18 protein-coding genes are annotated in these 12,986 nt (G+C 41.0%); 7 read left to right on the forward strand and 11 right to left on the reverse strand.

Features of this window, described 5'->3' with window-relative positions:
- Window positions 1-246: 246 nt before the first annotated feature.
- The 6 genes from H9631_RS01890 to H9631_RS01915 form a co-directional block, all read right to left on the reverse strand.
- Window positions 247-465, reverse strand: a complete 219-nt coding sequence (locus H9631_RS01890) for a spore germination protein (RefSeq protein WP_191809560.1) — start codon at window positions 463-465, stop codon at window positions 247-249.
- Between the two features lie 309 nt (window positions 466-774).
- The gene (locus H9631_RS01895) at window positions 775-1,161 is read right to left on the reverse strand and encodes a spore germination protein GerPE (RefSeq protein ID WP_191809561.1); all 387 of its coding nucleotides are present in this window, start codon (window positions 1,159-1,161) and stop codon (window positions 775-777) included.
- A gap of 17 nt (window positions 1,162-1,178) precedes the next feature.
- Window positions 1,179-1,352: a hypothetical protein gene (locus H9631_RS01900; RefSeq protein WP_018705449.1), complete on the reverse strand. Its 174-nt coding sequence runs from the start codon at window positions 1,350-1,352 to the stop codon at window positions 1,179-1,181.
- Window positions 1,342-1,956 carry a spore germination protein GerPC gene (gerPC, locus tag H9631_RS01905; protein ID WP_191809562.1) on the reverse strand — a complete coding sequence of 205 codons (615 nt, stop codon included), beginning with the start codon at window positions 1,954-1,956 and terminating at the stop codon, window positions 1,342-1,344. Before gerPC ends, H9631_RS01900 begins: the two co-directional genes overlap by 11 nt.
- A 151-nt stretch (window positions 1,957-2,107) precedes the next feature.
- Window positions 2,108-2,323 carry a spore germination protein GerPB gene (locus H9631_RS01910; RefSeq protein WP_191809563.1) on the reverse strand — a complete coding sequence of 72 codons (216 nt, stop codon included), beginning with the start codon at window positions 2,321-2,323 and terminating at the stop codon, window positions 2,108-2,110.
- A gap of 22 nt (window positions 2,324-2,345) precedes the next feature.
- Window positions 2,346-2,567 carry a spore germination protein gene (locus tag H9631_RS01915; protein WP_191809564.1) on the reverse strand — a complete coding sequence of 74 codons (222 nt, stop codon included), beginning with the start codon at window positions 2,565-2,567 and terminating at the stop codon, window positions 2,346-2,348.
- Between the two features lie 219 nt (window positions 2,568-2,786).
- On the opposite strand from H9631_RS01915, the gene H9631_RS01920 reads away from it, so the two are divergent.
- The 4 genes from H9631_RS01920 to H9631_RS01935 all read left to right on the forward strand — a co-directional run bounded on the left by H9631_RS01920 (window position 2,787) and on the right by H9631_RS01935 (window position 7,380).
- The gene (locus H9631_RS01920) at window positions 2,787-4,001 is read left to right on the forward strand and encodes a DUF418 domain-containing protein (RefSeq protein WP_318246757.1); all 1,215 of its coding nucleotides are present in this window, start codon (window positions 2,787-2,789) and stop codon (window positions 3,999-4,001) included.
- The gene (locus tag H9631_RS01925; RefSeq protein ID WP_191809565.1) at window positions 3,982-4,878 is read left to right on the forward strand and encodes a fumarylacetoacetate hydrolase family protein; all 897 of its coding nucleotides are present in this window, start codon (window positions 3,982-3,984) and stop codon (window positions 4,876-4,878) included. The genes H9631_RS01920 and H9631_RS01925 overlap by 20 nt, the downstream gene beginning before the upstream one ends.
- A gap of 91 nt (window positions 4,879-4,969) precedes the next feature.
- A complete protein-coding gene (locus H9631_RS01930) occupies window positions 4,970-5,341 on the forward strand; it encodes a YisL family protein (RefSeq protein ID WP_191809566.1) in 372 nt (123 codons plus the stop codon).
- Window positions 5,342-5,856: 515 nt separating this feature from the next.
- Window positions 5,857-7,380 carry an alpha-amylase family glycosyl hydrolase gene (locus tag H9631_RS01935; RefSeq protein ID WP_191809567.1) on the forward strand — a complete coding sequence of 508 codons (1,524 nt, stop codon included), beginning with the start codon at window positions 5,857-5,859 and terminating at the stop codon, window positions 7,378-7,380.
- A gap of 90 nt (window positions 7,381-7,470) precedes the next feature.
- Here H9631_RS01935 and H9631_RS01940 read toward each other — a convergent pair whose 3' ends face one another.
- The 4 genes from H9631_RS01940 to H9631_RS01955 form a co-directional block, all read right to left on the reverse strand.
- A complete protein-coding gene (locus tag H9631_RS01940; protein WP_191809568.1) occupies window positions 7,471-8,334 on the reverse strand; it encodes an SDR family oxidoreductase in 864 nt (287 codons plus the stop codon).
- An 85-nt stretch (window positions 8,335-8,419) separates the two neighbouring features.
- Window positions 8,420-8,911, reverse strand: a complete 492-nt coding sequence (locus tag H9631_RS01945) for a YajQ family cyclic di-GMP-binding protein (RefSeq protein WP_191809569.1) — start codon at window positions 8,909-8,911, stop codon at window positions 8,420-8,422.
- A gap of 359 nt (window positions 8,912-9,270) precedes the next feature.
- Window positions 9,271-9,405 (reverse strand): DUF3941 domain-containing protein, encoded by a 135-nt coding sequence (locus tag H9631_RS01950; RefSeq protein ID WP_191809570.1) that lies wholly within the window; start codon window positions 9,403-9,405, stop codon window positions 9,271-9,273.
- Window positions 9,406-9,453: 48 nt separating this feature from the next.
- Window positions 9,454-10,314 carry a DegV family protein gene (locus H9631_RS01955; protein ID WP_191809571.1) on the reverse strand — a complete coding sequence of 287 codons (861 nt, stop codon included), beginning with the start codon at window positions 10,312-10,314 and terminating at the stop codon, window positions 9,454-9,456.
- 111 nt (window positions 10,315-10,425) lie between these two features.
- On the opposite strand from H9631_RS01955, the gene H9631_RS01960 reads away from it, so the two are divergent.
- Window positions 10,426-11,280 carry a YitT family protein gene (locus H9631_RS01960; RefSeq protein ID WP_191809572.1) on the forward strand — a complete coding sequence of 285 codons (855 nt, stop codon included), beginning with the start codon at window positions 10,426-10,428 and terminating at the stop codon, window positions 11,278-11,280.
- A gap of 51 nt (window positions 11,281-11,331) precedes the next feature.
- Here H9631_RS01960 and H9631_RS01965 read toward each other — a convergent pair whose 3' ends face one another.
- Complete coding sequence (locus tag H9631_RS01965; protein ID WP_160709180.1) at window positions 11,332-11,484, reverse strand: competence protein; 153 nt, start codon at window positions 11,482-11,484, stop codon at window positions 11,332-11,334.
- A gap of 194 nt (window positions 11,485-11,678) precedes the next feature.
- Here H9631_RS01965 and yjfP point away from each other — a divergent pair, with 194 nt between their 5' ends.
- The gene (yjfP, locus tag H9631_RS01970; RefSeq protein ID WP_191809573.1) at window positions 11,679-12,446 is read left to right on the forward strand and encodes an esterase; all 768 of its coding nucleotides are present in this window, start codon (window positions 11,679-11,681) and stop codon (window positions 12,444-12,446) included.
- A gap of 75 nt (window positions 12,447-12,521) precedes the next feature.
- Window positions 12,522-12,830, forward strand: coding sequence for a metal-sulfur cluster assembly factor (locus tag H9631_RS01975; protein WP_191809574.1), 309 nt, complete (start codon window positions 12,522-12,524; stop codon window positions 12,828-12,830).
- The last annotated feature ends 156 nt before the right edge of the window (window positions 12,831-12,986 follow it).

A 12,986-nucleotide genomic window follows, 5' to 3' on the forward strand; every position in this document is an offset into this window, starting at 1 on the left:
ACTTGCTTTCTTTGCTCCATCCTGCTCGTTGAAGATCGACGCCTTAGTGTAAGCGAAACAACAGGAAATCGTGTTCTGATTGAGACGAGGTGCAAAGGCGAAGGACGATTTAGTGCTAGTGAAGCTATGGGATGTCGCGTTTTGATTCTGCTGACGTAAAGGAACAATTTGAAACGACCGGATATGCGATCGGGCTATTGTGAGTGTTCCAATTTATACGTTGAAAATCGGACATTCCTACTTTTTTTAGTTATTACCAAGAACCGGTTGGTCAACAAGATTCGTATCAAGTGTATTAGTTCCACTAATTCCGTTATTGGTTATGATAAAAGCGCCGGAATTGCTGGAACCAGAACCTTCATATGTTTTTGCGGCATTTTTCGGAGAAATGACAGCTGTATCTCCAAAATGAACAACCCCTCCTCCAACATGGAAAATTTGGACGGGTCCAACGATTGCAGGCATTTGTCATCACCCTATATGATTATTTTAATTTTGTGCGAGGCCATAGGATCTGGAGCTTTGAGACAGTTGGATGAGTTTCCTTTTTCTTACGTGAATCTAGCTCTAGGAGCCATTGGTTCGAGAACCTAGTCGCGTGGAAGTTTATTCGGAAGAATGTGCTCCTCCAATACAGCTTAACCAAGGAAGTATATGTTTCCACTCATCGCAAAACTGCATGAATACTCAAGAAAGCTTTTCACGAGTAAATTGCAATGGACGGCATAGCTCTGATCCTTGAAAACCTGTGTCATCAAAATTAGCATTTGTCGCTTAAGACTGTGCGCTTCGATAACCCGGAGAAATTTGGCGGATATGAAGCACTCTGGCTTCTGAGTTAATGTCACTTGTAGTACCTATTTGAACAATGGCAGAGGAAGAAATAGTTATTAGGTGAATATTACCGACCTTGATATCTGGCTGTTCATTATATCTTCTAATGATTGGTAATGGCCAAGGAAGTGGAGGGATAGGTATTGGTTTTTTGAAAGTATTGTAATTGAAATGAGCTTCATTACCAAAAAACAATTCTTTATTTCTTTGTACAGCCAGAGCATCTGTATAAGCTCTTAAATGAACTGTGTCACCGATTTCAATGACAGAGCCGAATATCGCACTTTTAATATCCATCGTCTTTACGACAGAACCTCTTAACGGCATTATGGCATCTCCTTATTTTATCGGGAAAGAGGAACAAAAGGCCCGATGATCAAAGATTCCGGCGGTGTGTCAAAGACAGACGCTAACTGAATTGTATCCGCATCGCCGACCAGCAGAATGGATGAAGCACTTACCCCAATAACCCGGATCTGCCCGACGCATAATTCACGGTTCACTACATTAAGTTCCATGGGGGTTCCCCCCTCCTTGTTGGTTTGGAATTTGAGAAATGAACCCATGCACAGCTTTGTTAATATCCGCCAGCAATGTATTAAACACTTTATTGTACAGCTCTTCTTCATTCGCATTATGGTTAAGCTGCGTGCTGAAGAAGCCCAGATAGTGATCAGCTCTTCCGGGGATTTGCTTGCGGATATCCTCTTTGATCATATCGATATAGGGCTGTTCAAGATTCCTGCCAACTTGAGTTTCTGTATCTTTTATCAAGGTGTCCAATTCATGATCGATATAGTGATTCAGTTTTTCCAGTGTCTCATCATAAAGGTTGGGGTGGCGTACAGAAGTCTGAGTTTGTGTCGTGCCTGGCGGTATTGAAAAATCTTCAACAGAATTCAGGTCAGCAGGGTTAATGCCAATATTTAAGGTCCCTTCTAATGTTTCCACTTTTAGCTGGTCGAACTTATATTCCAGCCTTTCAACAGTTACATTCGGCTTTTCTTTCAACTGCTTCAGTTCGGTTGACAGGGATTGAATTGACTGCCTCAGAGAGGTAATTTCCTTTTGCTGCCTTTCTATGAAAAGATACAATTGCTGCATTGTGTAATTCGTCTGCATTTTGTACATCCACACCCTTTCGATGTAAAAAGGTATAAAAAAACTAATTTCTTTTTACAAGTCAATTCGTAACTTCAGCCAAACGTATAAGGAGCTAAGTTCTAGGCTTGCTGATGTCGATGTTTAGCCATTTATTCCTCCTAATAGGTGCTTATAATGGAATTAGGCTTATTTCTTGCTCTGCCTGCTCTGCTAGTTCAGTTTCGCTTACTGCAGCTGGAGCAGGACCTGTATAAGCACCTGTATTATATAAATGTGAAGAAGGTGTGATGACTCCGGAAGTACCGATTTGAAGTACTGAGGAGTTGGTAATTCCGCCGATTTTAATCATTTGTATGTGAATGTTCTGTTGTACATTTACAATCATGGCTACCTCCTGTATCCTTCATTTATAGATTGAATAAAATTCCCTGATCCAGCATATCGGCATCATAGCTATTAGTGGCAGAATTCTGGTTGCGAATCCTAATTCCTTCGCCTGTATTGAATGATCCTGCACCAGCAAATGTTTTGGCGTAAGAAATCGGATGAATTTGAAATACATCCCCAATATTGAAAGCTGCCCCTGTATTTAGATTGATAATCTGAACGGCACCAACAAATCCAGGCAATACCGTTCACATCCTTCCATATTGCCTATTGATCTATGCATAGTATTTTATGAAAAAGAATGAAATTGGTGATATCGCCCTCCATATCGCCTTCTCTTCAAAAAATTCAAGACAGCGAGTATAGATTGATTGTAGTTTTTTAGACAAACTTATACGATGATGGTATAAAGAAATAAGGAATGTTATGAAGCGGTTCTTGTTAGGGGGCTTGCGGATGGAGTGAAAGGAGTAACAATGAATAGACAATTGGAATCTGAAAATACAATGGAGAGGATTCAGACTCTCGATGTTCTCAGAGGATTTTCACTGTTGGGGATTCTTTTGGTGAATATGATCGACTTTCATTCGCCGTACACTTATTACAACCCATATGAATGGTGGAAGTACGGGGACCTAACTGTGTACACATGGTTGGATATCCTTGTTCAAGGAAGTTTTTATCCGATTTTTGCAATGATGTTTGGTTATGGGCTAGTCATCATGCAAAAGCGTTCAGCCATCAAGGGCACCTCTTTTCTGAAAATTAGTATGAGAAGACTGTCGGTGCTGCTCATTTTTGGAATCATACATGCTTTTTTTATTTGGTCTGGAGATATTTTGATTACATACGCATTACTGGGAATGGTTCTACTTTTATTTTTGAGGCTGCCTGGTCCATGGCTTATGGGAATAGGGTGGGGGTTATATTTGCTTCCGCAGCTATTCTTTTCTGGAATACTTCTGCTAGCCTCATTGTTTGATTCTGCTTCCCTTGCGGATTATATTGATATTGCGGGCCTTCAGCAGTCAGAGATCATTTATTCAACTGGTAGCTTTATGGAAATCACAAGCCAGAGGATTTCGGATTGGAAATCAAGCAATTTATCGGGTGGCCTTCTTATTTACTTTTTTCTAATATTGCCAATGATGATGATTGGTGCAGGGGCCGGGAAAATGCAATGGCTTGAAAAAGCAGCCAGCCAGTGGAAGAAATGGCTCGTCATTTTACTTATTGCTTTTCCTGTTGGAATTGCTGTAAAAACGCTGCCTTTTTTTATGGGACTAACTGTTAGCCTTCAATACATACAGGATGCCATTGGCGGACCTATTCTCGGTATGGCCTATATAGCCGCTATCGTTTTGATCATGAGAAATGCCAAAGTGGCAAAGCTGCTGCATCCATTCAGTTCGGCTGGACGGATGTCTATTACCGTCTATATTATGCAGTCCGTCATTGGAACATTGATTTTTTATCATTACGGATTGGGGCTTTACGGAAAAATTTCGTTGGCGACTGGGACGTGGCTTGCTTTTGCTATCTATATTATTCAAGTAGTATTCGCCGAAATCTGGCTGTCCAAATTTAAACAGGGGCCCATTGAGAAATTTTGGCGGTTTTTAACATATGGAAAAAAACAAAAAAGAGGTGCAGGCAATGAAGTTCATGAGCTTTAAATTGGAAGATGTAGAAAAATATGGTGTTGTTGATAACAGCGGAGAAAAAGTTTGGGATGTTCTTGGGTTAGCCGAAGCAGCTGGAAAAGAAATACCCGCTACCATTCTTGCAGGGATTGAAAATGACAATCAATTTTACGAGAATATGAGAGAGCTTGTTGAGTGGGGAGAGCAAAACGGAAAAGACGAATACCTACATTTGTTAGAGAAAATTACATGGTTGGCTCCTATTCCAAGACCAAGAAAAAATATCATGTGCGTTGGAAAAAACTATCGTGACCATGCAATAGAAATGGGCAGTGCAGCGGATATTCCAGAACATATTATCGTCTTTACCAAAGCACCTACAACTGTCACTGGGCATGAAGCACCTGTGGAAGCACATGTGGACATAACAAACGAGCTTGACTACGAAGGTGAACTGGCTTTGATCATCGGAAAGAAAGGAAGAGATATACCTGAACAGGAAGCGCTCGACTACGTTTTCGGGTATACCATTATTAACGATGTAACGGCACGTGATCTTCAAAAAAATCATAAGCAATTTTTTATCGGTAAGAGCCTTGATACTTCCTGCCCAATGGGGCCTTGGATTGTTCACCATTCAGAAATTGATAATCCGAATGCTCTTGCGATCCAGACAAAAGTAAATGGGGAAGTCCGGCAGGATTCCAATACAAAGCATTTCATCTTTCCAACAGAAGTAATTATTTCGACTTTGTCACAAGGAATGACACTTGAACCAGGAGATATCATTGCTACTGGTACCCCTGCGGGAGTTGGGAAAGGCTTCAAACCTCCACGTTTGTTAAAAAGCGGAGATCAAATCGAGATTTCGATTGAAGGCATTGGCAAATTGCACAATACTGTGAACTAGTATGTTTCTGATTTGTCGGATTCCCCTTGTATGATAAGATTGGAAGGGAATTAATCGAAACAGCAAACACGTTTTTTAGGAGGAAATGAATATGTTTGAATCAACTCATGCCCACATTACAACATGGGTAGTTGCTCTCATTTTATTTGTCATTGTTTTGTTGCTGCTAAAGGGCGGCAATCAAAAGGGTGCGAAAATTACTCATATGATATTGAGAGTATTTTATTTGCTGATTATCGCAACTGGAGCACTTCTTTTCTTTAAACATCAAGCTTATAACCCTGCACTCTACGGAATAAAATTCTTGGGTGGTATTATCGTTATAGCCATGATGGAAATGATCCTTGTCAGAACGGCAAAAGCAAAGAATACAGCCATTCTTTGGATTGTATTTGTCGTAGCATTGGCTATCACTATTTACCTGGGAATGAAGTTGCCGATCGGGTGGAATAGGTTTGCATAGGAAACTTTAAAAAAACCGTTGATTTTCAGCGGTTTTTTTGTTCTGAGTAAAATAGTGAAATTTATTCAGAGCTTCATCTTTATTCAGATGCAATGTGCTAATGCAAGCAAATGAAGGGCGTTGCGTTCTGGGCCAGATAGCGCCCAGCCCGTTCGAGGTCACAAGCCAAGTCCCTGCGATAACTGAGGAGTTTAACATCAAAATTCGGCTTGTGTTTGTTGCCCAAGGCTATGCGTCTTTCGCTTTGCTTGCTATTCAGCATCATCTGTGAATCAGCTTGATATATTTACCTTGATGTATGGCAATCAGTCACTTATGTTTATGTTATTTTGATTATGAAAGGATTAATGGGCGATGTTTGAATGGTTATGAAGAGTTTGTTTGAAAAAACGCTTTAGAATGGGCTTTTTTCACACGGGTTTAAAAAAAGCCCGGCACCCCGAATATATAAAATTGACGGGGAGCAAGTGAAAGGCTAATCTTAAAGGCGTAGAAGTAATAGGGAGGTAACGGATTTGAGCAAAAAGAGTCTGGTTTTCCTGCTTATTCCGTTTCTTCTTTTTTCCGCTGCCTTTTCAGCAAGTGCCGACAAAAAAGAAGAACGATTGTGGGAAGATGAAATTGTGTATTCACTTATGGTAGACCGATTTTATAATGGTGACAATAGCAATGATGAAGGGGTCGACTTTTCCGATCCAGTCAATAAGTTCCAAGGCGGTGATTTCCAAGGGATCATTCAGAAGCTGGATTATTTGAAGGACCTAGGATTTACCACGATCATGCTATCACCTGTTTTTAAAAATGAGGAAAATGGATTTCATGGGGAATGGGTAAACGACTTCTATGAGACGGACCCTCATTTCGGAACAATTAATGAGCTAAAAGAGCTTGTTGATGAAGCTCACAAGAAAGATATGAAAGTTATGTTTGAATTTGTGACAACTCATGTGGGACAGGACCATCCGTGGACAAAAGATCCTGCAAAGAAGGACTGGTTCCAAACAGATGCGATGGTATCGGATAATAGCTGGCTGAATGGTTTGCCACAGCTTGATCTAAATTCCCAAGAAGTTCAAAACTACCTTATCGAAGCTGCCAAATGGTGGATTGAAGAAACGGATATTGACGGTTATAGTCTATCGGGAATTGACCAGGCGCCCATCGGATTTTGGGAAGATTTTTCCGCTGCTGTAAAAGAGCAAAACAATCGCTTTTATTTGGCGGGGAAAATTAGCGGAGAAGCGAATGAAGACCTGAAAAAATACCAGGAAGCCGGTATTGAGGGGGTCATTGATTCGGGCTTGAACAAACCTTTAAGAGATTCATATTCCACTATAGATACATCATCAAAATCATTGATGGACGTGTGGGAAAAGAACAATGAGGTTTATCCTGAACCTCGCTCTTTGGGAGCCTTTTTCGATGATCGAAGCTCGGCTAGGTTTACAAAAGATATGATTGAAAATAAACAATATCCCGGCGCCCGTTGGAAGCTTGCGCTTTTCTATCTATATACACAGCCGGAAGTGCCGATTGTGTTCTATGGCTCTGAAATTGCAGTTAATGGAGACGGCCCACCGGACAATGTTCCGTTGATGAACTTTCGGGCAGATGAAGAATTGATGGAGTTTGTAGGAAGAATCGGGACGATCAGACAAGAACATAAAGCACTTAGCCGCGGGAATATGGAGCTATTATATGAAAAAGACGGTATGATCGTTTTTAAAAGGGATTATGAGGATGAAACGATTGTAGCCGCGATTAATAATACGACAAAGGACCAGACCGCGTTAATCCCTGCTGAGAAAATTGGTAATAATAAAGAGCTGCGAGGATTATTTGCCTCTGATCTGGTAAAAAGTGAGAACGGCGAATATAGAATTGTTGTTGACAGGGAAATGATGGAGGTGTACAAGCTTGCTGATAAGGCAGGTTTCAACATTCCTTTCATCGTTTCGATTTTTTCCGTGTTTATCGTCTTCGGCCTTTTTATGTTTTTGGCATGGAAGAGAGGAAAAAAGCGAAATCCATATGAATAAGCTAGAAAAAGCTGCCAAACTTTTGGCAGCTTTTTTAGATTATGGGAACTAATTGGTACAATGTGCTCTAGCCAGTCTCACTGCCTGTTCTTACCCGTTCAGCACGTCACCGCCGTTTATATGGATCATTTGGCCTGAAACATAGCTGGAGTCATTTGAGGCAAGATAAACATAAGCAGGGGCTAGTTCAAAAGGTTGTCCGGGTCTTTTCATTGGTTGGGTCGAACCAAACGTACTGACATGCTCGGCTGAGAAAGTTGATGGAATCAGGGGTGTCCAAATCGGCCCTGGAGCTACTCCGTTTACGCGGATTCCTTTTGTCGCCAAAGATGCCGAAAGGGAGCGTGTGAATGACACAATGGCGCCTTTAGACGCCGAATAGTCGATCAACTCCGGACTGCCTTTATAGGCTGTAATTGAAGCAGTATTAATGATGCTACTTCCTTGTTTCAGATGGGGAAGGACGGCTTTTGTCAAATAGAACATCGAAAAAACATTCGTTCTAAAGGTTTTTTGCAATTGCTCATCTGTTATTTCGAGAAGGCTCTTTTTCGGATGTTGTTCGCCTGCGTTGTTAACAAGTACATCTATTTTTCCAAATTCGTCAATCACCTGTTTGACAATTTGGTGGCAATGCAGCTCGTCACCTACATCACCGCGAATGAGCCTGCATTTTCTTCCTTCATCCCGAATTTGTTCTTCTACTTTTTTAGCATCTTCCTCTTCTTCGAAATAGCAGATGACTACATCTGCACCTTCTTTAGCAAAATAGATGGCAACAGCTTTTCCTATCCCGCTATCACCCCCAGTAACAATCGCTGTTCTTCCTTCCAACTTTCTACTTCCTTTGTACCCCGGATCAACAGATTTTGGAACAGGATCCATTTCTGACTCTAAGCCCGGTTGATGATTCTGCACTTGCTTTGGCATTGTTTGCTTTTTATTTTCACCCATGTGCTGCCTCCTTCATCTATTACATAAAAAAGCGAATGGATACATGTATCATTTACCCATTCGCTCCTGAAATATTCACTTTGATTTATCTGTAGTTGATGAATTGTACATCAATAGGAAGATCTGCAGAACGGATCGCGCTGATAATTTGTTGCAGCTCGTCACGGTTCTTTCCAGTGACCCTAATTTGGTCATCCTGAATTTGGCTTTTTACTTTTAACCGACTATCTTTAATGATTGTATTAATCTTCTTAGCATTGTCCTTATCAATTCCTTGAACAAGCTTTCCACGTTGGCGGACCGTGCCCCCCAAGGCACTTTCGATTTTTCCATATTGGATATTCTTTACAGGGACTTCACGCTTAATCAATTTCCCAAACAAAACATCCTTTACCTGCGACAATTTAAATTCATCGTCTGAAATAAGAACAAGCTCATCATTTTCTAAAGTGATATCGCTTTTGCTCCCTTTAAAGTCAAAGCGGTTTTTGATTTCTTTCATAGCGATATTAATCGCGTTTGACACTTCGGAAAGGTCAACCTTGGATACGATGTCAAATGAATTTTCTTTTGCCATAATCTACCTCCGGACAGCTTTTCCTTCATTATAGGTGAAAGGGGAGGGAAGGACAATAAGAAAAGCGGAAGCGGCTGTTCATCGACGTACAGACTGGAGCGATTCTGACGAGATAAAGGAAACACGCGAAGTGCAGCGGAGCGATGTTGACTTATCGTAGGAAGAAGCGTGAAGTCTGCTAGGGCCTGTGTTTTTTAGACGTTCCCCCGGCCGCCTATCAAGTAGGGGAGAACACCACCTTTAGTATAGAACTAAAGAATTGAAGGGGCTATGCACTTTCGCGAAATTTTAATGGGGATTGCCTTATTCAAAAACGCAGCTTTATGCCAGTTTTTACAGGCAGTAAGCTGCGTGACTTCTTAAAGGTGATCTGTTTTTTTAGAGTGTTGATGTTTCCCAGCTTTGCGTTCTTCTTCGTGCCGAATGTTTTTGGCTTCCCTGCGGGCTTGATGATCTCGTGCTTTTTTGTCATTATCTGATGTATTGTATCGCATAAAGAGTCTCCCTTTCCTAGTTTGGGATTAGTATGTCCTGGCAGGAATTTAAGCATTCTTCTTGTTAAGAAAGAAGATCGCAAGTGTTCCAGGACCTGCATGTGACGCAACGATAGCACCGATAAGACGTATGTAAAAGTTTTTGGTACCGAAACGTTCTTCTATCATATTTTTCATTACCAAGGCTGTTTCTTCATCATCACCATGGCATATTCCAATCAGTTGGTTTTCAAGATCAATACCACGTTCTTCCATAAGGTCAAGTATTCTTTTTAATAGCTTCTTTTTCCCGCGGATTTTTTCAAGCGGTACTAATTTTCCTTCTTCAACATGCAGAAGAGGTTTAATGTTTAAAAGTCCCCCAAAAAATGCTGATGATCTGGATAAGCGCCCGCCAGCGGCGAGAAATTCTAAATCTCCGATTGTAAATAGATGCTCCATGCGGTCGCAATTTGATTGTGCAAATTTGATGATGTCCTCTTTTGGTTCGTTATTTTTGATTTTTTCTGCCACAGCCATTACAGTCATACCATAGCCCAAAGAAACGGCTTTTGAATCGATAATGGTCAAATCCAGATCAGGAAATTGTTCTTTTATCTGGTTTTTCACCATGACAGCTGTTTGATATGTACCGGAAAGACCCGATGACATGGCAATATATAATCCGGTTTCTCCGGATTTCCCCAGGTCTGTAAACAGCTCTTGAAGACGTTGAGGGGAGGCCTGAGATGTCTTGGGCATTTTACCGGCTCGGATTTCTTGATATACTTGTTCAGGCTGAATGCTGTATAAATCTTGATATTCTTGATCATCAATATGTACCTGAAGACTGATTAGCTCAACATTGTTTTCCTCATAGAAAGACAGTGGCAGGTCACTTGCACTGTCGGCAAAAAGTTTCAATGTCATAAAATTACACCTTCCGTGAAAAAATAATTTGACAGTTTTTTGTCCTTTTTATAAGTTTATCTACTTTCATTATAAACCTCAATGTTAAAAATGCTGAATAAGGGTGAAAAAATGAGACATCAATCAATATGGGAAGTTATAAAAAAACTGCTGGTCATCATAGTGGGGGCAATTCTAGTTGCCGTTGCAATGAATTATTTTCTCATTCCTGCCAATGTTTATGCAAGCGGATTTGCTGGTGCCTCGCAGCTTTTATCAAAAGTGATTAGCCAATTTACGCCTCTGAATGTATCAACTGGTTTTTTATTATTCCTCTTTAATATTCCTGTAGCTATACTTGGCTGGTTCAAAGTGGGAAAAACGTTTACGGTCTATAGTTTTATATCGGTTGCTGTTACTTCCTTATTTCTGGAAATCATTCCAGTCAAGGCCCAAACGGCAGATATCATGCTTTATGCGGTATTTGGAGGAGTGATCACGGCTATTGGAATCGGAATCACACTGAAAGTGGGGGCTTCAACGGGAGGGTTGGACATTATATCGATGATTCTGTCCAGAATGAGTGATAAATCGGTCGGGACGTATTTCTTTATTCTAAATGCCATTATCATTCTTACTGCGGGGGCCTTATATGGATGGGATAAAGCATTATATACATTGTTATCAGTATATGCCTCTACACGGGTGATTGATGCTATCCATACGCGACATCAGAAGCTGACAGTCATGATTGTCACGAAGAAAGCCCCAGAATTAAAAGAAGCGATTTATAAGAGACTGGTCAGGGGAATCACGATGCTCCCGGCAAAAGGAGCTTTTTCCAACCAGGAAAAAAATATGATGATGATCGTCATCACTCGGTATGAATTGTATGAACTTGAACATATCATCAAAGAGGTCGATCCAGAAGCATTTACAAACATCGTGGAAACGGCGGCAGTCTTCGGATTCTTCCGGAAAGATTAACACCTGGGGGTCTGACCCCCAGTGCGTTAAAGTGCTAAAGGGGTCTGACCCCTAAAAACCTCCGATTGATGATTCTTTCATAAAGTCGATTTTTTCCTTTTCCGCTTCGTCCAGCGTGGAACGATATGGAAAACGTTGCGCATGTTGTTCAACAGAGTTTTTTCCTTGATGCGTAAAGCGTCTGGATTTACTGTTTTTAGCCATGACACACACCGCCTTTTTTGAAAGGATAGGAAGGAACGCTTAGTGCGTTCAAATGTTATTGTGGCCATAGACCAGTCAAAAAACATCGGGGAATTAATGACATTCAATGCTCTTCTTTGGTAAGTAGAAAAAAGGAGTGTTAAAATATAACATTAATTGGCATTCCATTACATTTAGCCGAAGGAGAGAGTCGATTGATTGAAATCCATCATGAATCCATAAGGCATATACCGGTTTTACATGTTGTAAAAGAAGGGCAAAAACATGAAAAATTACCACTCGTTTTTTTTCTGCATGGCTTTACCTCAGCGAAGGAACATAACCTTCATTTCGGCTATTTACTTGCTGAAAAAGGTTTTAGGGTTATCCTTCCAGATGCAAATTTACATGGGGAAAGAAGTGACACCCAACATCCGGAAAAACTGGTTTTCGATTTTTGGAACATTGTTCTCCAATCGATCCGCGAGTTGAATGATATAAAAGAAGAATTGTCCCAAAAAGGGTTGATTAGCAGCCAAGTTGGAGTTGTGGGAACGTCCATGGGAGGTATCACAATGTTCGGCGCACTGACCCAATATGATTGGATCAAAGTGGGTGTTTCTTTGATGGGAAGCCCGTGTTACGAAAAATTCGCTCGTGATCAGATTGAGTCATTGGAAAAAGCTGAAATGACCATACCTTTTTCCGAGGATGAACTTGAAGACATATATACCGATCTGCGGAAGTATGACATGACTGTCCAGCCTGAAAAACTTGCGGGCAGACCCCTCCTTATTTGGCATGGTAAAAAGGATAAGGTGGTACCGTTCCAACAAACCTTCGACTTTTATGAAAAAATCCAAGCTGATTATATAAAAGCTCCAGAACGTCTACATTTTCTTGCAGAAGACAATGTAGAGCATAAGGTGACCCGGAAGGCTTTTTTAAAAACAGTAGACTGGTTCGGCGAATTTTTACAGTAAGAAAATCATTTCTGTTTGAATTTACAATGGATTTGGTATGATAAGAATAGAAAACAATTGAAAGGAGCGGGGAATATGGAAGAAGCACTGAAAGAGAATATATATGGTGCCTTGGAACAGGTGATTGACCCTGAGCTTGGCATCGATATTGTGAATCTTGGGCTCGTTTACGGCGTAGATCTGGATGAGAACGGAACAGCGAAAGTAACGATGACCCTTACTTCAATGGGGTGCCCGCTTGCGCCCGTCATTGTAGATCAGGTAACAGCGGCATTGGCTGATATCCCGGAGGTCAAACAAACAGAAGTGGATATTGTCTGGAGCCCTCCTTGGACAAAAGATAAAATGTCGCGCTATGCAAAAATTGCGCTCGGCATTACTTAATGTAGAAATAAGGGCGTAACGCTGGCAGCGTACGTACAGTGTCGAAGGCTGTTGCGCTCCATGTCAGGATAACAATAACTATCAGTTTTACGATTCTGCTGAAATGGAATTGTACAGGCGAAGCTCCTTTTGGCAGCTTCGCTTTTCATTATTAGG

This window comes from Bacillus norwichensis (assembly GCF_014836955.1).
GTDB lineage: Bacteria > Bacillota > Bacilli > Bacillales > Bacillaceae_C > Siminovitchia > Siminovitchia norwichensis.